The following is a 25,304-nucleotide window of genomic DNA, read 5'->3' on the forward strand; positions in this document are numbered from 1 at the left end:
CGGAAATACGGGGGGCCAGGGCGCGATCAGCCTGGCCGCGCAAAGCGGCGAATGTATACATAGGTAGGCTTCCAAGAAGAGACTTGTTAAAAAATGAAGCCGGCAGATCTTGTATACAATTTCGAGGGACACAGGAGCCAGACGACGCAACCACGCAGCAGGGGGTGATTGTCTTTCTGATATTTTAGTTAGCGCAATTATATCCACTATCTTTTCAAAAGAGAATCACTTTCCGACGACAAAGATAAAATTTAAATAATTAAAATGCTTTCTTGATACTTTTGCCATGCAAAGCGGCTGCCTTGCCCTGAGCAATCTGTGGTGGCGATCATGGCGAAAACGCCCGTACCCTTCTCGCGCGCCGCCGCTATCGCCTACAATCTCGGGATGAATCAACTTACCCTCGTCCTGCCCTTCGCCTTGCCCAACGCCGAACTGGCTGCCGACCTGCTCAAGGTCTTGCAGGCGCCCGCGCTGGCGGCGCTGCTGTCGCGCACCTCCACTTACAATTTAGAAACTTTTGACAACACCAACCGCCTGCTGCCGCACGAAGCGTGGCTGGCGCACGCCTTGGGTCTGTCGCCCGCGCCCAACGGCGCGGCGGCGCAGGCGGCCTTTGCCGCCCAGGCCATGCGCGGCTACGGCCTCGTGCCGGAACCGGGCGCACGCTACTTCCTGCTGCATCCGGCCCACCTGGCCATCGCCCGCAGCCATATCAGCCTGGAAGAATTGCGCCAGCTCAAGCTGAGCGAAGCGGAAAGCCGCGCCCTGTTCGACATTGCGGCCCCGTATTTCGACGAGATCGGCCAGCCGCTCGCGTATGGCGACGCGGGCACCTGGTTCATGCGCGCCGATGGCTGGTCCGACTTGCAGTGCGCCACGCCGGACGCCGCCACCACGCAGGACCTGTCCGTGTGGATGCCGGAAGGCGGGCACGCGCGCGCCGCGCGCCGCCTGCAAAATGAAGTGCAGATGCTGTGGCACGAACACCCCGTCAATGCGGCGCGCGAAGAACGGGGCTTGAAAGCCATCAATGCCTTCTGGCTCTGGGGCGCCAGCCTGGCCACGGCGCAGCACCCCGCCTGCGCCGCCCGCCTGCATACGGCAGACGCACCGGGCTGGCTGGCCGCGCTGGCGGAACCGGCGCGGCGCGATGCCAGTCCAAGCAGTGTGCTGGAGGACCAAGCCGACGCCATCGTCGTGCCGGGCAGCCTGATCGAAGCGGCGCAGGCCCAGGAATGGGGCATGTGGCTGCAGCAGTTGCAAGCGCTGGAAACAGACTGGTTCGCGCCCCTGCAGGCGGCCCTCAAGGATGGCCGCCTGGGCCAGTTGCGCCTGGTGCTCAGTCACCGCGACGCCTGGCTCGACGTCACCACCAGCAAGCATGCGCAGCGCAAATTCTGGCGCGCGATGACCCTGAACAAGTTGAAAGCATCATGACCCGTACCCGCATCGCCACCCGTCCCTGCCCTTACCGCGAATCCGAAATGCTGCGCCAGGGCGGCATTCACCCCGTGCTGGCCCGCCTGTACGCTTCGCGCGGCCTGTCCGACGCGAAAGAACTGTCGATTGAGGCGAAGGACTTGATACCGCCGTCCGGCCTGCTGCACATCGACGCGGCCGGCGTTTTCCTGGCCAATGCCATTGCCGCCAAGAAACGCATGGTCATCGTGGCCGACTACGATTGCGACGGCGCCACCGCCTGCGCCGTGGCCATGCGCGGCTTGCGCGCCATGGGCGCCGACGTCGATTTCATCGTGCCCAACCGCTTTGAGTACGGCTACGGCCTGACGCCGGAAATCGTCGAATTGACGGCGCGCGAAAAGTCGCCCGACATCATCATTACCGTCGACAACGGCATCGCCAGCATCGACGGCGTGGCCGAGGCGAACCGGCGCGGCATTCAGGTCGTCGTCACCGACCACCATTTGCCGGCCGACACGCTGCCCGACGCGGCCGTCATCGTCAACCCGAACCAGCCCGCCTGCGGTTTCCCCAGCAAGCACCTGGCGGGCGTGGGCGTCGTGTTCTACGTCTTGCTGGCCCTGCGTGCCGAGCTGCGCCGCCGCGGCGTGTTCGATGCGCAAACGCAACCCAAGCTCGACAACCTGCTCGACCTGGTGGCGCTGGGCACGGTGGCCGACGTGGTGCGCCTCGATACGAACAACCGCATCCTCGTCGCCCAAGGCCTCAAACGCATGCGCAAGGGCAATATGCACGCGGGCGTGGCCGCCCTGTTCCGCGTGGCGGGCCGCGAAGCGCGCAGCGCCACGCCGTTCGACCTGGGCTTTGCCCTGGGGCCGCGCCTGAATGCGGCCGGCCGCCTGCAGGACATGTCGCTGGGCATCGAATGCCTGATCACGGACGACGAAGGCCGCGCCTGGGCGCTGGCTCAGCAATTGAACGACATCAACCTGAAGCGCCGCGAAATCGAGGCGGAAATGCAGGATACGGCCCTGCTGCACCTCGACGATTTCGAACCGGCCAACAGCAGCACCATCAGCGTGTTCGATGCATCGTGGCACCAGGGCGTGATCGGCATCGTCGCTTCGCGCCTGAAGGAAAAGTTTTATCGCCCGACGATTACCTTCGCACCGGGCGCCGACGGCTGGATCAAGGGTTCCGGCCGCTCGATTCCCGGTTTTCACCTGCGCGACGCGCTCGACCTCGTGTCGAAACGGGCGCCGAGCCTGATCGACAAGTTCGGCGGCCACGCCATGGCGGCGGGCCTGACCATCCGCGCCGACGCCTTCGACGCGTTTTCCCAGGCCTTCGAAGCCGTGGGCCAGGCCTGGCTCAGCGCCCAGCAGCTGGAACGGGTGGTGGAAACGGACGGCCCGCTGGAAGACGCGTATTACACGACGGCCTTCATCGAGCTGATGGATGGGCAAGTGTGGGGCCAGGGCTTCGCCCCGCCCGTCTTCTGCGACGAATTCCGCGTCGTCAGCCAGCGCATATTAAAAGAGCGCCATTTGAAACTGTTGCTGGAAAAGAATGGCGTGCGCTTCGACGCCATCTGGTTCGGCCACACGGACGCCCTGGGCGAGCGCACAAGGGTCGCCTTCCGGCTCGATGCGAATGAATACAATGGCACGACCAAGGTGCAGCTCATGGTGGAGCACGCCGAGCCTGTCTGATGGCACCTGCCCAAACCTACTGCGCGTCGCGCTTTGCGGCCGGCGATGCTCACCGTACTGAAAGTACGGTTGCGCTTCTCGGCCGCAAATCACTGCCGCTCGCTACGGTTTGGTCAAGTGCCGTGAGCTTTATGACCTTGTTGCTGTATCTCAAACTTCTGTGGACCAAAGTCATATCAAATCATGGCAATGGCGGACACAGCCCCCCCCCACCTGAAAGTTATCCAGCACCATGTTGACCGGCCTGAACCACCTCACCCTGTCCGTGCGCGACCTGGCGCGCGGCATCGCCTTTTACCGCGACCTGCTGGGCCTGCGCCTGCATGCGCGCTGGGACGGGGGCGCCTACCTGTCGGCCGGGGATTTGTGGCTGTGCCTGTCGCTTGATGCGGGCGCGGCGATAAGCGCGGGCGGCTACACGCACTATGCGCTTTCCATCTCGCAGCAAGACTTCCCCGCCCTTGCCGCCCGCCTGCGCGCCGCCGGCGTGACGGAATGGCAGCAGAATCGCAGCGCCGGCGATTCCGTGTATTTTCTCGACCCGGACGGCCACCAGCTGGAAGCCCATGCGGGCAGCCTGGCGCAGCGGCTGGCGACCTGCCGCGCGGCGCCGTATCAGGGCATGGTGTTCGAAGAATGATGCAATGAATTGATAAATTCAGTATATTTAGCATCCTCATTAAACGCAGAGAGAAATCAGTCACCGTTCCCGGGTAAAAACGTCGTTATGCAACGGTATGGCGCAGACAATCTTGCTTTCAAGGTCAAATCAAGCTGACAAGATTGCCCCAACAATGGGAAAATATGCAACAGATTCATGTACAAATGCAAATATTAATTGAAAATAGTTAACACATGAATTGGCGTATTCGCTAGAATTGATTTTGTAGCGGGCAACTTTTACTTGGCCGCTACGGTATTCAATTCTGAGGGCAAACCCGTCGAAAGACGGGGACGCAAAGCCACCGGCCTACCGCGCGCAAGCGCCACGGCAGCGGGGTTGCCAATGCCAGTGAGCAGCCGCCAGCGCGGTTCCGCCCTGCGGCATTGTCGAGATGTGGCCCTCGCCCAACCCGGAGAGTCTCGCCATGAAGAAGCCCTTATCCATACACCCGGCGCCCCGCCGCCTGCTGCTGGGCGCCGGCCTGATCGCCGCGCTCAGCGCCTGCGGCCCCGGCCAGGAGACAGCCCAGCCGCCCGCCCTGTTGGCCACGGCGGCAACCCAGTTCCAGGTCGAGGTGCCCGCCGTTCCCGCCTCGGTGGGCGCGCTGGTGGCGCAACCGATGTTCCACGCGGCGCCGGCCCTGCTCGACACGCCTGACGGGCGCGACAGCGCCAACAGCAGCGGCTCGGCCCACTGGCGCCCGCATTTGCAGCATGTGCCCGGCGCCATGACGGAAATGACCACGCGGCGCCTGACGGCGCAAAGAATCGTCGCCGCGCAGCAGGCGGCGCTGGACATCGCGCCGCTGCTCAGCGGCGGCGCGGCGGACACCGTCGCGCCGATGGCCGGCAGCAGCGTCGTGGCCACCTACTCGCCAGCGCAAATCCGCGCCGCCTACGACTTGCCGGCCCTGCCGGCGGCAGGCACGGCGCTGACGCCGGCCCAGGCGGCCCAGCTGGGCGCGGGGCAGACGATCTACATCGTCGACGCCATGCACAACCCGAACGCGGCGGCCGAACTGGCCATCTTCAACCAGAAATTCGGCTTGCCAGGCTGCACCACCAAGGCCATCGCCACGAACGCCACCCTGCCCCTGCCGCCCGCCCCGGCCAGCGGCTGCGAGTTTTCCGTTGTCTACAACACGCCATCGAGCACCATGACGGCCACCGCGCCCGCCTATAACTCGGGCTGGGCCATGGAAATCGCCCTCGACGTGCAATGGGCGCATGCCACGGCGCCGCTGGCGCGCATCGTGCTGATCGAGGCGCCCGACGCCTCCATCAACAGCCTGCTGGGTGCCGTGCGCCTGGCCAACCTGATGGGTCCGGGCATCGTCTCGATGAGCTTTGGTGCCGCCGAAGGCAGTTGGACGGCCTCCGTCGACAGCGCCTTCACGGGCAAGAACATGAGCTACCTGGCCGCCACGGGCGACTCCGGCAGCGGCGTGTCCTGGCCCTCCGTGTCGCCCAACGTGCTGGCCGTGGGCGGCACCACGCTCAGCTACAGCGGCAGCGGCGTGCGCAGCGAAGCGGCTTGGTCCGGCACGGGCGGCGGCATCAGCGCCTATACGGCCCTGCCCAGCTACCAGACGGCCAGCGTGCCGGGCCTGACCAATCTGCTGCGGCGCAACGTGGCCGACGTGGCCTTCAATGCCGACCCCGCCACGGGCCAGTACACGGCCGTGATGACACCCGGCAGCAGCACCGCCAGCTGGCTCAGCATCGGCGGCACCAGCCTGTCCACGCCCCAGTGGGCCGGCCTGATCGCCATCGCCAACGCCAGCCGCGCGCTGCAGGCGAAGACGGCGCTCGGCTTGCCGCACAGCATGCTGTACGGCCAGATCGCCACCGTGCCCGGCACTTTTGCCAGCAGCTTTGCCGACATCACGCGGGGCAGCAACGGCACCTGCAGCGTGTGCACGGCCAGGGTCGGCTATGACCCGCTGGGCGGCCTGGGCACGCCGAACGTGAAAAGCCTGCTGTCCAGCCTGTCTGGCACGCAGATCGCCCCCGCCGCCCCCGTGGTGGCGCCGGCCGGCATCAGTGGCGCGGCCGGCAAGCCGCTGTCGTTCACCGTCTCGGCCACCGCTTCCAATCCGCTCAGCTACACCATGCTGGGCGCACCGGCCGGCATGAGCATCGCCGCCACGGGCGTGGTCAGCTGGGCCGCCCCCATTGCCGGCACGTATGCCGTGACCATGGTGGCCAAGGATAGCGTCACTGGCCTGACCGGCCAGGGCGTGTACACCATCACCGTCGCGCCCGTCGCGCCGCCCGTCGTCGCCGCCGGCGCCATCACGGGCAAGGTCGGCACGGCGCTGGCGTTCAATGTCAGCGTCACGGCCGCCAATCCCGTCAGCTACGCGCTGGGCGGCGCGCCGGCCGGCATGGCCATCAGCAGCGCCGGCCTCGTGAGCTGGGCCGCCCCCGTGGCCGGCACCTATGCCGTCACCGTGACGGCCACGGACAGCAAGACTGGCCTGAGCGGCAAGGGCGTCTATACGGTTGCCATCGCCGCCCCGCTGCCGCCCGTGGTCACCGTCGCCAGCGTCAGCGGCAAGCCCGGCGTGGCCCTGTCGTTCGCCGCCACGGTGGTGGCGCCCAACCCCGTCACGTACAGCCTGGCGGGCGCGCCGTCCGGCATGGCCATCAGCGCCGCCGGCGTCGTCAGCTGGGCCAATCCCGTGCTGGGCAGCTACAACGTGACCGTCATCGCCAAGGATACGAAAACGGGCTTGACGGGCCAGGCCGTGGCCACGGTGAAAATCGCCGCCGCCGGCCCCACGATCAGCGCCGCCGCCATGACGGGCGTGGCCGGCAAGGCCATGAGCGGCAGCATCGTGCTGACGGCGCCAGGTGCGACCTCGCTGCGGATCTCGATCGACGGCGCGCCGCTGGGCATGCAGTTTTCCATGAGCGGCCTGACCATCACGGCCTACTGGCCGCAGCCGGTGACCGGCAGCTACGCGCTGAAGGTGGTGGCGCTGGACAATAACGGCTTGACGGCGCAGCTGACCGTGCCGGTCACCGTCACGGCAAGATAAGCCAGCGCGGCCCGCCAACGGGGCGCAGCGGGACACACGTCCTGCCGCGCCCCGTTTTTCATGCGCGCGGAACTTGCAACGAGTCCAGAAAAGGAGTATAAATAATCCATAAACAGAGTTTTAATGAAGGACACGCCATGAATCTCGCCTACGCCTACCCCAAGAGCCGCTTCGAACCGGCCATCCTCGTCGACCTGAACGCCAAAGCCGAGCGCGAGCGCTTGTCGCAGGCGGCATTGAAGGGCTTTTTCAAGCTGGCCGCCGCGTGGAAGCTGCGCGACGACGATGCGCGCGAATTGCTGGGCGGCCTGTCCAGCAGCGCCTGGTACGAATGGAAGAAGCACCCGGACCGCGTGCTGGAAGTGGACCGCATCACGCGCATTTCCTACCTGCTGGGCATTTATAAAGCGCTGCACATCCTGTACGGCGACAAGCTGGCCGATGAATGGGTGAGCCTGCCCAACAAGAATCCCGTCTTCGGCGGCCGCACGCCCCTGTCGCAGATGCTGGCCGGCGGCCTGCTCGCCATGCAGACGGTGCGCAAGCTGCTCGATGCGCGCCGCGGAGGGCTTTAAACGTGCCGGCCGCCCCGCATGCCCCTCTGCCGCCGCTGGCCGCCTTGCGCCAGATCGACACCTGCCGTTTGATTCCCTCGCGCTTCGCCGACATGGAAGACTCCGTGCTGGCGCCCTTGGCCGAGAACGACGATCACCTGCGCGAGCTGTTCGAGCTCGATAACGCGACGAATGCGCGCCTGGTGGCCGAGTACGGCGGCGCGCCAGGAATTGGCGTGGACGAGCTGGTTTTTGGCGTGCCGCACTTTCGCATCATTAACGCCGCCTACACGTATGCCCGCCCGGAAGGGGCGCGCTTCAACGATGGCGAGCGGGGCGCCTGGTATTGCGCCTTCGACATGAAAACGGCGCTGGCCGAGATCATTTTCCACAAGACCGTGGAATACCAGGAAATCGATTATTTCGACGACAGCGTCAGCTACCAGTCGCTGCTGGCCGATTTTTCCGCCAGCTTCCACGACTTGCGCGGCCAGGAACGCTACCAGGCCTGCCTGGACCCGGCCAGCTACATCGCCTCGCAGGACCTGGCCGCCATCCTGCTCGACGCCGGTTCCATGGGCGTCATCTTCCCCAGCGTGCGGCACGCCGGCGGCATCAACCTGGCCTGCTTCCGCCCTGCCCTGGTGGGCAATGTTCGCAAAGGCGCCGCCTATCGGTTAACATGGCGCGGTACGCCGACGCCGCGCGTGGAAGCCTTGCCAGGCAAATAGACCGCGCGCAGCGGCACCCGACTCACCGCAACTTGATCTCATATGCAAACCAATCCTGAAAAAGACACCGAACTGCGCCTCAAAGTGAACAGCGAAACGGCCCGCCTGGCCTGGAGCGAGCTGGAAAAGCACTTCGCCCAGGGCAATGTCGTCTGGGTCGCCAATGAACTGGACCTGGTCGAAGTGGCCGTGCGCATCTCGCACGACGACAAGGCCACCATCACGCAATGGATGGCCGACGGTAAAGTGGCCAAGGTGTCCGACCAGCAGGCGCTGGCGTGGCAGGCGGCCGATGCGTCCCTGTGGGCCGTCGTCGTCAGCCCGTTCATTCTGGTGCAGCAGGAAAAGCCGACCAGACACTGATATTTACAGGCTGCGCTCGACCATCAGGCGCAGCGACGCGCTGCCGTTCAGGCGCGTCACGCTGTCGCTGCGGCCCACCTCATCGACGTAGGATTGCCCTTGCAGCTGCTGCTCGCGCAGCAGGTTGGCCGCCGACAGGCGCACGCGCGTCTTCTCGTCCGGCTGCCACAACGCATACGCGTCCAGCGTGCGCCGCACGCCCGCATGGCTGCTGGCATGCGCATCGAGCCGCGCCAGGCCGCCCGTCTGCACGTGCAGATTGCCGCCCATGCTCATCCCCGGCGAGAGCCGGTAATCGAGTCCCAGGTTCAGCGTGGCCGGCAGCTGGCTGGCCAGGCGGTTGCCGGGACCCGGCACGGCGGCGACGCTCGACCAGTTGCGCCCCGCATTGGCGCGCACGTCGATGTCGGGCGCCTGCGCCCACCAGGTCCGCAGGGGGAACTTCATATCCATCTCGATGCCGCGCACCGTGGCCGTGCCGTTGTTGAACGGGCTGGCCGTCCAGATGCCATCGCGCTGGAACAAGCGCTGCACGGTGACGTCGCTGATGCGCCGCGCGTAGCCCGACAGGCTGGCCAAGCCGCTCTTGCCGAAATAACTTTCCCAGGCCGCGTCCAGCCCCCACGCCAGTTCCGGGCGCAGGTCGGGATTGCCCTGGAAATCGGGATTGTTGGCGCTGTTGCCATTGTTAATGGTGTAACGGCGCGGCACCAGATTGCGCGTGGCGGGCGCCTTGTAGGTGCGCGCCAGCGCCAGCCGCAACTGGTCGCGTTCCTGCTCCGGCAGCTTCCACAGCAGCTGCGCCACGGGGCTCCAGACCTTGGCCCGCGTGCGCACCTCGCTCAGGGTGCGGCCCTCGGTCGCCGTCTGCAAGCCTTCCCAGCGCACGCCCGCATACATTTGCAGGCGCGGCGTCACGTCCCATTCATCCTGCGCATACAGGGCCAGGCGCCGCACGTCGGCAGTGTAGTCTTCATCGAGCGCGTACGGCGCGCCACCGGCAAGATAGGTGTCGCGCTGGCGGCGCGATTCGCTGCGGCGTATCAGGCTGCCGTCCCAGCCCAGGCTCAGGGCGTGCCCGCCGCCCAGCCGGCCCAGGTATTTGCCGCTGCTGTTGACGCTGTCGTCGATGGCGTCGGAGACCACGCCGCGCAGCAGCAGAGGCGCGTCATCGGCCGCCGCGCCATGAAACGCGTAATCCGTGTCGCGCCGGTTGTGGTTGACGCCCAGTTTGGCCGTCAGCTTGCCCGCGGCCCCCAGCTCATGCGTCCAGCTGACGTCGCTGCGCGCGGAAAACACGCTCGCTCGCGAGGTGGCGCCATTGCGCGGATACGCCGTGGGCATGCCCAGCAAGACCGTTTCGCTGGCCACGCCGTCAAAACCCGCGCGATACCAGTCCAGCAAGCTTTGCCAGGTGATGGCGTCGCCCTTGTCCAGGGTCCAGTGCAGGCGCGGCGTCAGGCTGGCCTTGTTGACGGACGAGGCATTGCGCGTGCGCGTGTCCCGCAGCGCCAGCGGCGTGCCGGCCGGTCCGGACGTCGTTTCAGTCGTGCCGCCCGCCACGTCATCGGCCGTGCGCTCGACCGCCCCCGTCAGCGAGTAGGCGAAACCGGGCAGCTTGTCGGCCACGCGCAGCGATGCAGCAGGCTGCCAGCGGCCATCCTGCCGGCCCGCGCCCAGTTTCCATTCGCGCTCGGCGCCGCTGGCGCCCTTGCGTAAGACAACGTTGATGCTGCCGGCGACGGCCTGCATGCTGTGTTCGGCCGTCGCGCTGCGCAGGATCTCGATGCGCTCGATCATCTCAGGGGCGATCGATTCGATGGAAAAACCCGGTGGCGCGGGGTCGCCGTTGATCAGCATTTGCGTGTAGCCGGTGCCCAGGCCGCGCATGCGCACCTCGCCGCCGACGACGGACACGCCGGGCTGGCGCTTCAGGGCCGCGGCCAGGCTGCCGTCGCCATATTGAACCAGGTCGTCGCGGCTGACGATGATTTTCGCGGCCGTATCGTCGCGCCGCTGCTGCAGGCCGCTGGCGGCCGAAATTTCAACTTTCTGCAGCGGCGCCTCCCCGGCGCAGGCAGCCGCTGGCGAGATCAGCGAAAAAAGCGAGGGGAAAACCACGGAAATCGGGCTGGCGCTGCGCATGGGACCTTTTCTACACTGCGAAAATGAAGAGCGCAGTGTAGAGGATTTGATAATACGCAGCAAGCGCATTGCCAGCCCGCCTCAGTGCCCTCCCCCCAGATACGCTGCGATCACCTTCGGATCCGTTTTCAGGCTCTCGGCCGGGCCGTGCACGGAAATGCTGCCGTTTTCCAGCACGTAGCCGTAATCGGCCACGTTCAGGGCGGCGGCGGCGAATTGCTCGACCAGCAGCATGGTCACGCCCTCGGCCTTCAGGCGCGTGATGATGCGGAAGACTTCTTCCACCAGGATCGGCGCCAGGCCCATCGACGGCTCGTCCAGCAGGATCACTTCCGGGTTCAGCATCACGGCGCGGGCCATGGCCAGCATCTGCTGCTCGCCGCCCGACAAGGTGCCGGCCAGCTGGTCGCGCCGCTCCTTCAGGCGGGGAAACAGCTCCAGCGCCTTGTCCAAATCGCCCTTGATGTCGCCTTTCGGGCGCGCGCGCGTAAAGCGGGGAAAGGCGCCCAGCAGCAGGTTGTCCGTCACCGACATCGAGGCGAACACGCGCCGGCCTTCCGGCGAGTGGGCCAGGCCGGCGCGCGCGATGCGGTGCGAGTCGAGGCCCGTGACGTCCTTGCCGCCCAGCGTGACGCTGCCCGATTTCGGTTTGAGCATGCCGGAAATGGCGCGCATGGTGGTGGTCTTGCCGGCGCCGTTCGAGCCGATCAGGGTCACCAGCTTGCCTTTCGGGACTTCCAGCGAAATGCCGTGCAGGACTTCGACTTTGCCGTAGGCGGCGTGCAGATTGTTAATGGTCAGCATGGTCTTCCTCTCAGTGGGCCGCAGGGCTCAGGGTGTCGGCGCTGCCGCCCAGGTAGGCTTCGATCACTTTCGGATCGCTCTGGACAAGCGCGGGCGCGCCTTCGGCGATCTTCTGGCCGAAATCGAGCACCGTCACCACGTCCGACAGGGCCATCACCACGTCCATGTGGTGCTCGATCAGGATGATGGTGATGCCGTGCTCGCGGATCTTGCGGATGATGGCCATCAGCTCCTTGATGTCGGGCGCCGTCAGGCCCGCCGCCGGCTCGTCGAGCAGCAGCAGGCGCGGGTTGAGGCCCAGCGCGCGGCCGATTTCCAGCAGCCGCTGCTTGCCGTACGGCAAATTGCGCGCCTCTTCGTTGGCCAGGTCGGCCAGGCCGACGAACTCGAGGATGCTGGCGGCCCGCTCGCGCGCGGCCGCCTCTTCGCGCTTATAGCGCGGCGTGTGCAGCATCACGTCCAGCATGGTCGATCTGAAGGTGTTGTGCAGGCCCACCAGCACGTTTTCGGTGGCCGTCATCTCGCCGAACAGCTGCACGTTCTGGAAGGTGCGCGCCACGCCGCCCAGGGCGATTTCGGACGGCGTGCGGCCGGAAATGACGGCGCCCGCAAATTCGACCTTGCCCGCCGTCGGCTTGTAGATGCCCGTGAGCACATTCATCATCGTGCTCTTGCCCGAGCCGTTCGGCCCGATCAAGCCGTGCACGGAGCCTTGCGTGACGTTCAGGTCCACCTGGTTCAGCGCTTTCAGGCCGCCGAACTGCATCAGGGCCTGGTCCACGCGCAGCAGGGTCGCACCCTGCGCTCCCCCTTGCGCATGATCAAATGGCGCCACGCCGTGCGAAGCGACGGCCTGCACATGGCCCCGGCCCTTGCCGATAAAGCTCATCAAAAAGCCGACGATGCCGTCCTGCAGGTAGTAGACGACGAACAAGGTCATCAGGCCGAAGATGGTCAAACGCCAGTCGACCATGTTGTCGAGCTTGTAAGAATACGCGGCCAGGCCGATGGTGGCGACCAGCGGCACGAGCACGCCGCGCACGGTGGAGCGCTTTTTCGCCAGCATGAAGGCGGAGCCGATCACGCCCAGCACGGCGGCGGCCACGGCGATCTTGCGGAACAGCTCGATGTCGGCCAGCAGGCTGGGCAGCATGACGACGATCAAAGCGCCGATCAGCGCGCCCGAGCGCGTCTTGCGCCCGCCCATGATGACGGCCAGCAGGAACAAGATCGTCAGTTCGAAGTTGTAGGTATTGGGCGAGATGTATTCTTCCGAATACGCATACAGGCTGCCGGCCAGGCCCGCGAAGCCGGCGCTGATGACGAAGGCGTAGACCTTGTAGCGGTAGACGGACACGCCCATGCAGTCCGAGGCGATGGGGCTGTCGCGCAGCGCCTCGAAGGCGCGTCCCAGGTTCGACTTCAGGATGCGGTGCACGACGACGAGCGAAATGACCATCAGCGCGGCCACCATGTAGTAGTACTCGATTTCCGTCAGCTTGTGGCCGAACAGCACGGGTTTGTGGATCTTGATGCCCATCGGGCCTTCCGTCAGGAAGCTCATCTCGTTGATCAGGATTTGCACGATGGTGCCAAAGGCCAGCGTGACCATGGCCAGGTAGGGTCCCGTCACGCGCAGGGCCGGCAAGGCCAGGATGGCGCCGAACAGGGCCGCGCCCGCGATGCTGGCGGGGATGGCCAGCCAGAACGACACGCCCAGCTTGAACACCAGCACGCCCGTGGCATACGAGCCGATGCCGAACAGGCCGGCGTGGCCCAGCGACACCTGTCCCGTGTAGCCGACGACGATGTCCAGGCCGAACAGCAATATGGCGTAGATCAGGATGGTCTCGGCCAGGTGGATGTAGTAGGGATTCGGAATGACGACGGGGAACAGCACCAGCGCGGCCAGTCCCGCCGCGCTCAGCGCCAGCATGGTGATTTTCTTGTTCATGTGGTCCTCAGACTTTCTTGATCGCGGCTTTGCCGAACAGGCCGGACGGCTTGACGGCCAGCACCAGCAGCAACAGCAGCAGGCCTGGCACTTCCTTGTAGCCCGTGGAGATGTAATAGCCGGTGGTCGTCTCGGCGATGCCCAGTATCAGGCCGCCGACGATGGCGCCCACGCCCGAGGTCAGCCCGCCGATGATGGCCACGGCGAAGGCCTTCAGGCCCAGCGAGGCGCCCATGGTGGCCCCCGTCAGGGTCAGCGGCGCCACCAGCACGCCCGCGAAGGCGGCCGTGGCCGACGACAGCGCATAGGAAAAGGTGATGACCATGCCCGTATTGATGCCCATCAAACCGGCCGCGTCGCGGTCATTGGCCGTCGCCACGACGGCCTTGCCGTAGATGGACTTGCGGTTGAAGAGCTCGACAGCCAGCATGATGGCCAGCGCGCCGACGATGACGGCCACCTGCATCGGCTGCACGTTCGCGCCCAGCACCTTGAACGGCGCGGCCGACAGCGGCGACGGGAAGGTCAGGTCATCCTTGCCCCAGATGTTTTCCGCCACGTTCTTGAAGATGATGGCCAGCGCGATGGTCGACATGATCCAGCCGAATTCGGACTTGATCTTGATGGCCGGCCGCACGCCTATCCACTCGACGAACACGCCCTGCAGGGCGCCGAAGGCGATGACGATGGGGATCATCAGCAGGTAGCTCATGTAGGGGCCGCCATGGATGGTGCCCACCAGGGACAGGCCCACGAGCGCGCCCAGCATCAGCGATTCGCCCTGGCCGAAGTTGAGGGTGCCGGACGTGGCAAAGGTCAGCTGGTAGCCGAAGGCGATGACGGCATAGATCATGCCCAGCGCGATGCCGCTGAAGACGAGCTGCAGGAAGATTTCCATGGTATTCCCCGGAAGACGGTCGATAAAAAAATGGCCAGTCCTGATTCCTCAAGGCTGGCCATGGCGCGGCAGGTATCGGCCGGGATTATTTGGCGAGGACGACCTTGCCGTCCTTGACTTCGCCAAACACGGTCAGCTCGGCCGTGATCGCCTCATGGTTGGTCTTGCTGAACGGCTTGTTGTAGGTGGTGACGGCGCCTTCCACCTTCTCATTCAGGTTTTCCAGCGCGGCGCGCACTTTCGGGCCATCCGTGCCGCCCGCCTGCTTGAAGGCCGCGGCCAGCAGGTAGATGGAATCGTAGCCCTGCGCGGCCGAGACGGCCGACGGCATGCGGCCGCCCGACGGCTTGTAGGCGGCCACATAGGCGTCGATGAAGGCCTTGCGCTTGGGCGTGCTGGCGTCCTGGATGAAGGTTTGCGGCATGCGCGTGCCATTGCCGTTCTTGCCCGCGTTGTCGATGAAATTGCCCATGGCCAGGGTCCAGCTGCCGATCAGCGGCACTTTCCAGCCCAGTTTTTCCATGCCGTTGGCGATCTGCGCCAGTTCCGGGCCGATGCCGTAGGTCAGCACCACTTCCGCACCCGCCTGCTTGGCTTTCAGCAGCTGGGCCGTCATGTCGACGTCCTTGATGTTGTATTTTTCAACGGCGACGGGCTTGATGCCCTTCTTGTCGAGCGCCTTCTCCAGGTCTTCGCGGCCCAGCTGGCCGTAATTGGTGGAATCGGCCAGGATCGCCACTTTCTTGAACTTGCGGTTCTCGATCGCCTCATGCACGATCATGCCGGACTGGATAGTGTCATTGGCCGCATTGCGGAAAATGTAGTTTTCCGGCTGGTCGGCGAACTGCTTGGTGACGATGGAGCCCGTCGCCACATTGTTCATGACGGGAATCTTGGCTTCCTGGTAGAAGCGCTGCGAAGCGAGGGCCACGCCCGTATTGATGTAGCCGACGGTGGCGGCGACCTTTTCCTTGTTGATCAGTTCCTGCGCGATCTGCACGCCGCGTTCATTCTTCGCTTCGTCATCGCGCTCGATCAGCAGCAAGGAACGGCCCAGCACGCCGCCCTTGGCATTGATTTCCGCGACGGCCAGCTTGACGCCGTCGCGCATCGACACGCCCATCGGCGCGGAACCGCCCGTGAACGGACCGGACACGCCGATCTTGATGGGGTCGGCTGCGACTGCCGCTTGCGAGAAACCCAAAACCAAACTTGCCACGAGCAATTTCTGTTTCAAATTCATTGTCATCTCCTCTGTTACAACGTTTTTAATGCCACTTATTTTTATAGTCGTACGCTGGATAACCGCCCCATCGATAAATCATTGTAGGTGAGTAAACATGCCCCAGCAACAACTACATATGACGCGTCGCAACATGCATAAAAGCCCCGATTGCTTGCGCGCTGTCAGTCTTTTGTAAGGAAAATATGCGGAAAATTGACGCCCCCCTGTTTCATCGGGCAACAATCCTGTGGCAAAACGCGACAGGCAAACTGGCGGGCCCGGCAATTGCGCGGCCCGCTGATCTGGCGCAATACCGACACTGTCCAGAATGCTATGGTCAGCAATGCCGGCGCGTGCGCGCGGGTCCAATCAGCCACTGCTACCGCATGGAGGCCATATGCAGCGCCCGTCGAACCCGTCCATTTCCACCCTGTTTCTTTGCACCAGCACCAGCCTGCTGCTGGGCGGCTGCGCCACCAATCTGGCGCCCGTGCGCAGCTTCGCCGAGCAGACGCAAAAGATGTCGCTCCACTTCGAACCCATGCTCGCGGGCGGCGTGCACAGCTGCATGGACAAGGCCATGCGCAAGCGTTTGATCCTGGCCGAGCGTTTCGATGCGCAAGCCAGTGAACAGGCGGCGCGCGCCGATTGCGCCGCGATCGCGCAGGCGAGCATGTCGATTGCCGGCCTGAACGACGTCCTGCTGCGCTATGCGCACACGCTGGCGGCGCTGGCCGATGACAAGCTGCCCGTCTACAAGGAAGAGTTTGCCGGGCTCGGCGATTCACTGGGCGGCCTGGCGCAGCCCGGCGCCGGCGCGCCCCTGCTCGATGCGGACAAGCTGTCCAGGGTCGTCAAGCTCAGCGAGCACCTGAGCCGCCTGGCCACCCAGCGCCTGCAGAAGTCGGCCCTGCGCGAACTGCTCGACGAGCAGGAAGCCGTCAACATCGTCAGCGATGCGCTCAAGGAATACGCGCAGCGCAGCTACCGCGCCGGCTTGCAGGATGAATTGCGCGACCTGGCGCAGCTGCGCGGCGCCGTCGACAACGCCGCGCCGCGTGAGCCGCTGGCCGCCAACTACATCCGCACGCACTTGCACCTGGAAGGCCGGCAGCTGCAGGACCGAGAAAAGATCGTCGCCGCATACGTGGCCGCCGTCGACGCGCTGCAAGCGAGCGTGGCCGCGCTGCGGGCCAATCTCGACCAGCCGCAGGCGCCGGAACTGGCGCGGCAGCTGGCGCTGTTCTCGCAGCACGTCGAGACGCTGCAAAAACAGGCTGTCTTCTACGGTCCAGCCCGCTGGTAAGCGGCGCGCACACAGGAGTATCCCATGGCCCCACTGACCGAACTGACAAAAGACCAAAGCTACGCCATCGCCGACAGCCTGGCGCAGGCGTCGAGCCTGGTGCTGGAATTGCGCATCCGCGAACGCGAGGCGCTGGCGCCGGACGAGCGCGCGTTGCTGGAGCAATATGAAAATCACCTGGACCAGATGGTGGCCCTGTTCCGCGCGTATGGCATTTATCTGACGGCCGAAGGGGCGCAGCAGGCGCGCGGCGATATCGAGGCCGCCATTGCCAGGGGCAAGCAACAGCTCAAGCGCGTCGCCGACATCAAGGCCGCCATCGGTGCGGCGGCCAGGCTGGTCGACCTGGGCGCGGCCATCCTGTCGCGCGACCCGTTTGCCATCGGCGAGGCGGCTGCCAGCCTGCGGGCCAGGCCGAAAAAGGACGAAGCGGCGTAGCCGCCTGCCTCAGGGTTCGGGCGGGCGGTGCCCCATCGCGTGCGTGGCCATCTTCAGGTACAGGAAAGACTGCGCCTCGTTGTGCGCATAGCCCATCCGCCCTTCGGCCAGGGCCACGGATTTCTGCTGCAGCGCTTCCGGGTATGCCAGGTCGCAGGCGGCGTCGAGCCAGCGGCGCGCCCGGGCTTCATCTGTATCGGCCAGCATGTTCGCCACGATGAACATGGCCGGCGCCACGCCCCGTTGCGCGGCCAGTTCCAGCCAGCGCAGCGCGGCGGCGCCGTCCTGCGGGCCGCCCATGCCGTTCTTGTACATCAGGCCCAGGTAGTACGCGGCCGCACCGCTGCCCTGCCCCGCCTCCCGTTCAAACAGGATGCGTGCCTGCGGCTGGGTCGCGGCTCCCGCGCGCATCAGGACCTTGGCCTGGGCCGTGAGGTCCGGCCCTGCCGCTGCCAGCGGCGATACGGCCAGGGCGATGGCAAACAACCATGCCTTCATTTCGACAGGTCGAGCTGATACAGCGCAAAGCCCTTGCCCGCGCCATCATCAAGCTTGAGCTGCGTCACGTTATCGATGCCGGCCGCCCTGGCCAGGTCGATCACGTTCGGCGCCGAGTGGAACACCACCGGGCCCTTGGTGGCGGCTTTGGCGAAGGTCCAGCTGCGCGCCGCGCCGTTCTTCGCCCGCGTCAGGTTTTTTTCTTGCGTCACATAGGCGATCAAGAGTTCTCGGTTGTTGTCGGGCGAAGCCACCACCGTCTTGCTGCCGTCGAGGCCGGGGAAATTGCCGCCGCCGCTGGCGCGGTAGTTATTTGTCGCGATGAGGAATTCCTGGCTGGCATCGACCGGCTTGCCCTTGTAGCTCAGCGCCTGGATGCGCCGGCCCGGCGGCTGCGTGACGTCGATCTGGTAGCGCACGTCGGCGCTGGTGAGCGTATCGAAGTTGTAGCTCGGGTGGGCCGTGTTGACCAGTTCCTGCGGCTCGGTCTTGTTGACATCGATGGTATTGAAGCGCCGCGCCGACTGCTCCAGCCAGGCCTGCAGTTCCGCGCCGTTCATCTTCACGCCGTACAGCGCGTTCGGATACAGATACAGGTCGGCCGCGTTGTTCAGCGCCACATTGCCCGCCTTGACGTCCGTGTAGTCGGACACGCCGGCCGAGCCGCTCTTGAATGGCGACGACATCGACAGCACGGGCAAGTGCGCGTATTGGGGCAGGTTCGCCTTCACATACGCGGCGAGATAGCTCGATTGCGCCTGGTTCACCACTTCGATGGCGCTGACGTCGCCCACGTCGGCAAAATACGTCGACATGCGGAAATCCGTGGCGCCGACCGGTGTCTGCACATAGGCGATCGTGGCAGCATGTTCTTCCGCCACAAGTGTGGCGATGGCTGGATCGGGAGTGACATAACTTTTGTCCGCGTTCTGGATGCCGCGCGCTTCCACCGTCGTGGCGCTCTTGTCGATCACCCACCGCGTGCCGTCGTGGCGCAGGGAGAAGCCGATCACGCCCAGGTGCTTGCCCCACAGGTTGGCCATCACGGTGGGCACGCCGTTGACCAGGCCACGGGCCTTGTCGACGCCGGGCAGATTAAACTGCGGCACCGTGCTGGCCGCGTTCGGGAACAGCTGGTGCGAATGGCCGATCAGCATGGCGTCCACGCCCGGCACTTGCGCCAGGTAGTAATTGCCGTTTTCCATGGTGGGCGAGTACGGGCTGTCATCGAGGCCGCCGTGCGAAATGGCCACCACCAGCTCGGCGCCTTTCGCGCGCATCTCAGGAATGAATTTTTCCGCCGTCTCGCGCACGCCTTGCGTGTAGACGCGCCCTTCCAGCCAGCGCTTGTCCCAGGCCATGATGGTGGGCGGCGCGAAGCTGATGATGCCCACCTTCACCGTGGCGGCGATGGCCTTGCCATCGGGGCCGGTGGCCGTGATCTGCTTGTCGATGATGTGGTATGGCGCAAACAGGGGCTTGCCCGTCCTGACGCTGTAGACGTTGGCCAGCACTTGCGGGAACGCGGGACCGGCGCAGCGCGGCTTGCCGGCATCGACGCTGTCGACGTCAAAGCGGTTGCCCGTCACCTGGCTCAAAAACGCCAGGCCGTAGTTGAATTCGTGGTTGCCGATGCCGCCGCCGTCGACCTTCAGCAGGTTCATCGCCTTGTAGATGGCCAGGGTCTGGTCGCAGGCCAGCGGTTTGACCAAGGCCTGGTAGTCGGCCAGGGCCGTGCCCTGGATGGTGTCGCCGTTGTCGAGCAAAAGATTGTTCGGAAATTGCGCGCGCGCCTGGGCGATCAGGGCCGCCGTGCGTTCCAGGCCGATCGACGGCTCCGCCTGCAGCTTGTAGTAATCATAACTGAGCACGTTCGCATGCAAGTCCGTCGTCTCCAGCAGGGCCAGGGTGGCGCTGCTGCCCGCCGGCGCGGCCAGCGGCCGGGCCGGGCCGGTGGCCGCGGGCGGCAAGGCGCCGCAGCCGGCCAGCAGCAGCGGCAGCAGGGCGAGACGGGGGAGTTGGCGCAAGGGTTGGTGCATGAGAATTCCTCTGGAAAGACAATATCGCCAGCATCATACGCAGCGCTCTCGCCATCATCAAGGCAAAAATATTGTCGCAAATACAGCAAAAACGTCATTTTATTACCCCGCGCGGCGGCAATTGCGCCGCGGCGGCAGCGGAAACGCGCCGCGCTCGCGTATAATTCAGGGTTTGATTTCACCATAGAAGACCAGAACATTATGGAAGCCGAACGCATCAATATCATCTCCGCCCTGCTCAACGACCTGACGGTCCGCGAAGCCGAACTTCGGAGGTATCTTTGACTTCACTGTCAAGTCGGAGAAACTAGAGCAAGTCAACGAAGAGCTGGAAGACCCTACCGTCTGGAACGATCCCAAGCGCGCTCAGGACCTCGGTAAAGAGAAGAAGGCGCTGGAAGCCATCGTCTTCACGCTCGCCAAGGCCGATGCCGACCTGCGCGACACCCGCGACCTGTTCGACATGGCCCGCGAAGAAGGCGATGACGAGACGCTCGAAGCGATCGAGCAGGACGTGCAGGAAATCCGCAAGGTCATCGAAAGCATGGAATTCCGCCGGATGTTCAACAATCCGATGGACCCGAACAACTGCTTCATCGATATCCAGGCAGGCGCCGGCGGCACGGAAGCCCAGGACTGGGCTTCGATGCTGCTGCGCCAGTACCTGCGCTATTGCGAACGCAAGGGTTTTAAAGTTGAAATCCTCGAGCAGTCCGACGGCGAGGTAGCCGGCATCAAGACGGCCACCCTGAAGGTCGAGGGCGACCACGCCTACGGCTTCCTGCGCACGGAAACGGGCGTGCACCGCCTGGTGCGCAAGTCGCCGTTCGACTCGGCCAACGGCCGCCATACGTCGTTTACGTCGCTGTTCGTGTATCCGGAAGTCGACGATTCGATCGAGATCGACGTCAACCCGGCCGATATCCGCGTCGATACCTACCGCGCGTCGGGCGCCGGCGGTCAGCACATCAACAAGACCGACTCCGCCGTCCGCATGACCCACGCGCCGACCGGCATCGTGGTGCAGTGCCAGAACGACCGTTCGCAGCACCGCAACCGCGCCGAAGCGATGGAAATGCTGAAAGCGAAACTGTACGAGCATGAACTGCGCAAGCGCATGAGCGAGCAGCAAAAGCTGGAAGACTCGAAGACGGACGTGGGCTGGGGTCACCAGATCCGCTCCTACGTGCTGGACCAGTCGCGCATCAAGGACTTGCGCACCGGTTTCGAGACGGGCAATACCAAGGGCGTGCTCGATGGCGACATCGACGACTTCATCTCCGCCTCGCTCAAGCAAGGCGTGTAAGGATGAACGCCTCCGCTCCGGCTCCGGCGCAGCGTGCCTTCCTGTTCGACATGGATGGCACGATCGTCGACAACATGGCCTTCCACACGCGCTCGTGGCTGGCGTTCTTTGAACGCCAGGGCCGGACGCTGGACGCGGACGCCTTTTTCCGCGACACGGCCGGGCGCCATGGCCGCGAAATCATCGCCAAATACCTGGGCGAGGATGCCGACCACGTCACCCTGCTGGCCGAAAAGGAAGTCGTTTACCGCGACATGTATGGCCCGCACCTGGCCACCGTCGCCGGTTTCGACGCCCTGACGGCCAGCGCGCGCGACAATCAGGTGGCGCTGGTGGTCGGTTCGGCGGCGCCGACGGAAAACATCGACTTCACGCTCGACGGCCTGGACCTGCGCCGGCGTTTCGACGCCATCGTCGGCGCCTCGGATGTGGAGCGGGGCAAGCCGCATCCCGACGTATTTCTCAAGGGCGCGCGGCTGGCCGGCGCCCTGCCCGAGCACTGCATCGTCTTCGAAGACGCGCCGCTGGGCGTGGAAGCGGCGCGCCGCGCCGGCATGCGGGCGGTGGTGCTGACCACCACCCTGCCGGCCGCAGCATTTGCCGGCTTCGACAACGTCATCTGCATCGCACCGGATTTCAGCCAACTCGATGTCGAGGCGCTGTTCGCCAGCCAGCCGGCAGCGTTTGCCGCCGGCACGCCAACGACATAACCATCAATCATCAATCAAGAAGAACACCATGACTACGGATATCCAAGAACAAGCCGCCGCCCCCGATGAAAACAAGATCATCGCCGAGCGCCGCGCCAAGCTGGCCGCACTGCGCGAACAAGGCGTCGCCTTCCCGAACGATTTCCGCCCCGAGCACAAGGCGGCCGACCTGCACGCGCAATACGACGGCAAGTCGCGCGAGGAACTGGAAGAAAACCCCGTACACGTGGTGCTGGCCGGCCGCATGATGCTCAAGCGCGAAGCGGGCAAGAAAGCCGCCTTCGCCACCCTGCAGGACGCTTCCGGCCCGAAGGCCGACGGCCGCATCCAGATCTACGCCACGCTCGACCTCACCGGCGAAGCGGCCATGGCCGCCCTGCACCACTATGACCTGGGCGATATCCTGGGCGTGCAAGGCACGCTGTTCAAGACCAAGACGGACGAACTGACCATCAAGGTCACCGAACTGCGCCTGATCACCAAGTCGCTGCGCCCGCTGCCGGACAAATTCCACGGCCTGGCCGACCAGGAAACGAAGTACCGCCAGCGCTACGTCGACCTGATCATGAACGAAGAGACGCGCCGCACCTTCAAGGCCCGTACCGCCGCCATCTCGTCGATCCGCCGCTTCATGGAAAAGAACGAGTTCATGGAAGTGGAAACGCCGATGCTGCACACGATTCCCGGCGGCGCCGCAGCCAAGCCGTTCATCACGCACCACAATGCGCTCGACATGCAGATGTTCCTGCGCATCGCGCCCGAACTGTACCTGAAGCGCCTGGTCGTGGGCGGCTTCGACCGCGTGTTCGAGATCAACCGCAACTTCCGCAATGAAGGCGTGTCGATCCGTCACAACCCTGAATTCACGATGATGGAATTCTACGCGGCCTACACCGACTACAAATGGCTGATGGACTTCACCGAAGCCGTCATCCGCCAGGCCGCCATCGACGCGCACGGCACCGCCACCCTGACCTACGGCGGCCGCGAGCTGGACCTGGCAAAACCGTTCCACCGCCTGACCATCGTCGAAGCGATCAACAAGTACGCTCCAGGCTACACCGCCGTGCAGCTGAACGATGCCGAATTCATCAAGGAAGAGCTGAAAAAATTCGGCGTCAAGCCGTTCGCCACGGCCGGCCTGGGCGCGCTGCAACTGGCGCTGTTCGAAGAGACGGCTGAAGCGCAGCTGTGGGAACCGACCTACATCATCGACTACCCGGTCGAAGTGTCGCCGCTGGCGCGCGCTTCCGACACGGTGGCCGGCATCACGGAACGCTTCGAGCTGTTCATGGTGGGCCGCGAAATCGCCAACGGCTTCTCCGAGTTGAACGACGCGGAAGACCAGTCGGCCCGCTTCCTGGCGCAAGTGGCCGCCAAGGATGCCGGCGATGAAGAGGCGATGTTCTACGACGCCGACTACATCCGCGCGCTGGAATACGGCATGCCGCCAGCCGGCGGCTGCGGCATCGGCATCGACCGTTTGATGATGATCATCACCGATTCGCCGAACATCCGCGACGTATTGCTGTTCCCGCACCTGCGCCGCGAAGAATGATGAACACCTGAAAAATCTGCTGCGCGTCGCGATTTGCGGGCTGCGATGCTCACTGCCTCGGCGGCCCCGTGCCCAGCACAGTTGCGCTTCTTAGCCGCAACTCCCATTTGCTCGCGACGACTTTTCAGGCGTTCGATGCTTCAAGGCAAAAAAAGCCGCCTGATCTTGCGATCAGGCGGCTTTTTTTAACCCCAACGGCAAAACCCGGGGTCAGACCCGGCGGGTCTGATCCCGGCAGTCACATTACTGTACAACCGTATAACACGGCACATACGCCGTGCCTGCCAATTTCATGCGGTGCTGCGCCACGAACGACGCCAGCAGCGCATCCATCGGGCCCATGATGTCCTTGTCGCCGTGGATTTCGAAGTTGCCGTGTTCCTCGATCGAGCGGATGCCGTCATCCTTGACGTTGCCCGCCACCACGCCCGAAAACGCGCGGCGCAGCTGGGCCGCCAGCAAGTGCGTGGCCTGGTTCTTGTGCAGGCTCAGGTTGCGCATGTTTTCATGCGTGGGCTGGAACGGCTTCTGGAATTCGTGGTCGATTCTCAAGAGCCAATTGAAATAATAGGCGTCGCTGTGGGCCTTGCGGAATTCGCGCACCTGGCGTATGCCGTCGAGCATTTCACGCGCCACCAGTTCCGGGTCGTCGATGATGATCTTATAGCGCTGCTGCGCTTCCGGCCCCAGCGTATCGCTGATGAACTGGTTAATCTGCACGAAATACTCGCGCGACGTTTCCGGGCCCGTGAAGATCAGCGGGAATGGAATTTCCGCATTGTCCGGGTGCAACAAAATGCCGAGGATATACAAAATCTCTTCGGCCGTGCCCGCGCCGCCGGGGAAGACGACGATGCCGTGGCCGGCGCGCACGAACGCTTCCAGCCGTTTTTCGATGTCCGGCATGATGACGAGGTCATTGACGATGGGGTTGGGCGACTCGGCGGCGATGATGCCCGGCTCGGTGATGCCCAGGTAGCGTCCATTGTGCAGGCGCTGCTTGGCGTGGCCGATGGTGGCGCCCTTCATGGGGCCCTTCATGGCGCCGGGGCCGCAGCCCGTGCAGATGTCGAGGCCGCGCAAGCCCAGCTGGTAGCCCACTTCCTTCGAATAATTGTATTCGGCGCGGTTGATCGAGTGACCGCCCCAGCACACCACCAGATTCGGGTTGAGCTGGGTTTGCAGCACGTTGGCGTTGCGCAGGATGTGGAAGACGGCGTCCGTCACGCCTTCCGTGCTCTGCAAATCGAATTTCGGGTTGCCCGTCACTTCATCGCTGACGAAGATAATGTCGCGCAAGACGGCAAACAGATGCTCATGGATGCCCTTGATCATCTTGCCGTCGACAAAGGCGATGGCCGGCGCACCCTTGATGTCGAGCTTGATGCCGCGCTCGCGCTGGATGATGGAGATTTCAAACGATTGATATCGCTCAAGCAGGGCGCGCCCATCGTCGATGGTGCTGCCGCAATTCAAGACCGCCAGCGCGCAGCGGCGGAAGGTGTTGTACAGGCCGCCCTGGCTGGTGTCGAGCAGTTTATTGACTTCCGTCTTGGAGAGCACGTCCAGGCGGCCTTCCGGTGAAACCAGAGTATCGATAACGTCGTGTTCCATAATGCGAAAAATCCTTTAAAAATCGATCCTCGAAGATGTTGCACCCTCAATATACGACAAGTCAGGCAAGTTGTGCTGTGCCGCCGCAAAATCGCCGGGGCCGTCCTTGCCCGCAAACCGGTTTGACCAATATGAAACAGTCATTCTTGCTAATGCGAATCGAAATCTTCGCTCAGCGCAATTTGTAGATTAGAATGCCAGCCTATTGGAATTCCCGTGCGTGAGGTTCTTCATGAGAGTCCCCGCCGCCCGCAGGCTTCCATAAGTTTGTTTTATCGATCGACTATAATAATTTTTCAGGAGGAACCGCATGAGCG

Annotated in this window: 21 protein-coding genes and 1 riboswitch; of the genes, 13 read left to right on the plus strand and 8 right to left on the minus strand. The window is 64.3% G+C overall.

Annotated features, from left to right (window positions below):
- Positions 1–330 precede the first annotated feature (330 nt).
- The 7 genes from AC07VI_RS19320 to AC07VI_RS19350 all read left to right on the plus strand — a co-directional run bounded on the left by AC07VI_RS19320 (position 331) and on the right by AC07VI_RS19350 (position 8,492).
- Positions 331–1,440 (plus strand): hypothetical protein, encoded by a 1,110-nt coding sequence (locus tag AC07VI_RS19320; protein ID WP_492994636.1) that lies wholly within the window; start codon positions 331–333, stop codon positions 1,438–1,440.
- On the plus strand, positions 1,437–3,137 hold the full coding sequence (gene recJ / locus AC07VI_RS19325; protein ID WP_492994638.1) for a single-stranded-DNA-specific exonuclease RecJ: 1,701 nt from the start codon (positions 1,437–1,439) through the stop codon (positions 3,135–3,137). The genes AC07VI_RS19320 and recJ overlap by 4 nt, the downstream gene beginning before the upstream one ends.
- A gap of 232 nt (positions 3,138–3,369) precedes the next feature.
- Positions 3,370–3,777: a fosfomycin resistance glutathione transferase gene (gene fos / locus AC07VI_RS19330; RefSeq protein ID WP_086148044.1), complete on the plus strand. Its 408-nt coding sequence runs from the start codon at positions 3,370–3,372 to the stop codon at positions 3,775–3,777.
- Between the two features lie 281 nt (positions 3,778–4,058).
- Positions 4,059–4,145: riboswitch (cyclic di-GMP riboswitch) on the plus strand.
- Between the two features lie 80 nt (positions 4,146–4,225).
- The gene (locus AC07VI_RS19335; protein ID WP_099420096.1) at positions 4,226–6,844 is read left to right on the plus strand and encodes a S53 family peptidase; all 2,619 of its coding nucleotides are present in this window, start codon (positions 4,226–4,228) and stop codon (positions 6,842–6,844) included.
- A gap of 137 nt (positions 6,845–6,981) precedes the next feature.
- Complete coding sequence (locus tag AC07VI_RS19340; RefSeq protein ID WP_086148046.1) at positions 6,982–7,419, plus strand: MbcA/ParS/Xre antitoxin family protein; 438 nt, start codon at positions 6,982–6,984, stop codon at positions 7,417–7,419.
- A 2-nt stretch (positions 7,420–7,421) separates the two neighbouring features.
- Positions 7,422–8,129, plus strand: coding sequence for an RES family NAD+ phosphorylase (locus AC07VI_RS19345; RefSeq protein WP_492994641.1), 708 nt, complete (start codon positions 7,422–7,424; stop codon positions 8,127–8,129).
- A 42-nt stretch (positions 8,130–8,171) separates the two neighbouring features.
- Complete coding sequence (locus AC07VI_RS19350; protein ID WP_086148048.1) at positions 8,172–8,492, plus strand: DUF2288 domain-containing protein; 321 nt, start codon at positions 8,172–8,174, stop codon at positions 8,490–8,492.
- A gap of 3 nt (positions 8,493–8,495) precedes the next feature.
- Here the strand turns inward: AC07VI_RS19350 and AC07VI_RS19355 are convergent, their stop codons facing one another.
- The 5 genes from AC07VI_RS19355 to AC07VI_RS19375 form a co-directional block, all read right to left on the minus strand.
- Positions 8,496–10,637, minus strand: coding sequence for a TonB-dependent receptor plug domain-containing protein (locus AC07VI_RS19355; protein ID WP_492994643.1), 2,142 nt, complete (start codon positions 10,635–10,637; stop codon positions 8,496–8,498).
- A gap of 81 nt (positions 10,638–10,718) precedes the next feature.
- Positions 10,719–11,441, minus strand: a complete 723-nt coding sequence (locus AC07VI_RS19360) for an ABC transporter ATP-binding protein (protein ID WP_076571170.1) — start codon at positions 11,439–11,441, stop codon at positions 10,719–10,721.
- A gap of 10 nt (positions 11,442–11,451) precedes the next feature.
- Entirely contained in the window at positions 11,452–13,395 is a 1,944-nt protein-coding gene (locus tag AC07VI_RS19365; RefSeq protein WP_086148051.1) for a branched-chain amino acid ABC transporter ATP-binding protein/permease, read from the minus strand.
- A gap of 7 nt (positions 13,396–13,402) precedes the next feature.
- The gene (locus AC07VI_RS19370; protein WP_086148052.1) at positions 13,403–14,293 is read right to left on the minus strand and encodes a branched-chain amino acid ABC transporter permease; all 891 of its coding nucleotides are present in this window, start codon (positions 14,291–14,293) and stop codon (positions 13,403–13,405) included.
- Between the two features lie 85 nt (positions 14,294–14,378).
- Positions 14,379–15,536 carry an ABC transporter substrate-binding protein gene (locus AC07VI_RS19375; protein ID WP_076571165.1) on the minus strand — a complete coding sequence of 386 codons (1,158 nt, stop codon included), beginning with the start codon at positions 15,534–15,536 and terminating at the stop codon, positions 14,379–14,381.
- 379 nt (positions 15,537–15,915) lie between these two features.
- Here AC07VI_RS19375 and AC07VI_RS19380 point away from each other — a divergent pair, with 379 nt between their 5' ends.
- Together AC07VI_RS19380 and AC07VI_RS19385 are read left to right on the plus strand one after the other, a co-directional pair.
- Positions 15,916–16,824 (plus strand): hypothetical protein, encoded by a 909-nt coding sequence (locus tag AC07VI_RS19380; protein ID WP_492994646.1) that lies wholly within the window; start codon positions 15,916–15,918, stop codon positions 16,822–16,824.
- A 24-nt stretch (positions 16,825–16,848) separates the two neighbouring features.
- The gene (locus AC07VI_RS19385; protein ID WP_086148054.1) at positions 16,849–17,262 is read left to right on the plus strand and encodes a hypothetical protein; all 414 of its coding nucleotides are present in this window, start codon (positions 16,849–16,851) and stop codon (positions 17,260–17,262) included.
- Between the two features lie 9 nt (positions 17,263–17,271).
- On the opposite strand, the gene AC07VI_RS19390 is transcribed toward AC07VI_RS19385, so the two are convergent.
- Together AC07VI_RS19390 and AC07VI_RS19395 are read right to left on the minus strand one after the other, a co-directional pair.
- Positions 17,272–17,760, minus strand: a complete 489-nt coding sequence (locus AC07VI_RS19390) for a tetratricopeptide repeat protein (protein ID WP_492994648.1) — start codon at positions 17,758–17,760, stop codon at positions 17,272–17,274.
- Entirely contained in the window at positions 17,757–19,799 is a 2,043-nt protein-coding gene (locus AC07VI_RS19395; RefSeq protein ID WP_492994650.1) for a bifunctional 2',3'-cyclic-nucleotide 2'-phosphodiesterase/3'-nucleotidase, read from the minus strand. The genes AC07VI_RS19390 and AC07VI_RS19395 overlap by 4 nt, the downstream gene beginning before the upstream one ends.
- Between AC07VI_RS19395 and AC07VI_RS19400 the strand changes: the two genes are divergently transcribed.
- From AC07VI_RS19400 to lysS, 4 genes are all read left to right on the plus strand, one after another.
- Positions 19,794–20,084 (plus strand): hypothetical protein, encoded by a 291-nt coding sequence (locus tag AC07VI_RS19400; RefSeq protein ID WP_492996399.1) that lies wholly within the window; start codon positions 19,794–19,796, stop codon positions 20,082–20,084. The two genes, AC07VI_RS19395 and AC07VI_RS19400, sit on opposite strands and share 6 nt — an antisense overlap.
- Positions 20,001–21,105 (plus strand): peptide chain release factor 2 gene (prfB, locus tag AC07VI_RS19405; RefSeq protein ID WP_139143151.1). Its coding sequence is split into 2 segments (ribosomal slippage): positions 20,001–20,081 and positions 20,083–21,105, totalling 1,104 coding nucleotides; the frame shifts between segments, so codons are not numbered across the junction. Before AC07VI_RS19400 ends, prfB begins: the two co-directional genes overlap by 84 nt.
- A 2-nt stretch (positions 21,106–21,107) precedes the next feature.
- Positions 21,108–21,815: an HAD family hydrolase gene (locus tag AC07VI_RS19410; protein ID WP_086148384.1), complete on the plus strand. Its 708-nt coding sequence runs from the start codon at positions 21,108–21,110 to the stop codon at positions 21,813–21,815.
- Positions 21,816–21,843: 28 nt separating this feature from the next.
- Positions 21,844–23,373 (plus strand): lysine--tRNA ligase, encoded by a 1,530-nt coding sequence (lysS, locus tag AC07VI_RS19415; protein ID WP_086148385.1) that lies wholly within the window; start codon positions 21,844–21,846, stop codon positions 23,371–23,373.
- A gap of 243 nt (positions 23,374–23,616) precedes the next feature.
- On the opposite strand, the gene ppnN is transcribed toward lysS, so the two are convergent.
- Positions 23,617–24,987 carry a nucleotide 5'-monophosphate nucleosidase PpnN gene (gene ppnN, locus AC07VI_RS19420; protein WP_086148386.1) on the minus strand — a complete coding sequence of 457 codons (1,371 nt, stop codon included), beginning with the start codon at positions 24,985–24,987 and terminating at the stop codon, positions 23,617–23,619.
- Positions 24,988–25,304: the final 317 nt, after the last annotated feature.

It is taken from the genome of Janthinobacterium sp. GW821-FHT03A03 (genome assembly GCF_059421435.1).